The 252-nt window shown below is 59.9% G+C and carries 1 protein-coding gene; it reads right to left on the reverse strand.

Going from position 1 to position 252, the window contains the following annotated elements; all coding sequences use genetic code 11:
* Positions 1–252 (reverse strand): DUF6880 family protein (locus tag R0J88_RS21960; RefSeq protein ID WP_410901172.1); only part of this gene is annotated, 252 nt, incomplete at both ends.

Consider the following 252-nt stretch of genomic DNA (forward strand, 5'->3'; position numbering starts at 1 on the left):
GTCCTTGTTGTCCTTTGCCATTTCAAGGCGGCGTTCAGTGCTCGTGAAGATCCCGAAATACTCGGTCTCGTCCACGGTGACGGGCGCATCCATTGCCCTTTCCGCACGGCCCCTGAGCGCGGTCAAACCCTGATCGCCGAGCGCATGCGACACCGCAGGGATAATGCCGTCGAATTCGCCATAGCCGTTGTCTTGGAGCGCCTCAAACACCTGATCCGCAAGTTGCTCGGCGTCGCAATCAAGACGTGGGGC

This window comes from Pseudoalteromonas sp. SIMBA_162 (assembly GCF_046535955.1).
Lineage (GTDB): Bacteria > Pseudomonadota > Gammaproteobacteria > Enterobacterales > Alteromonadaceae > Pseudoalteromonas > Pseudoalteromonas marina.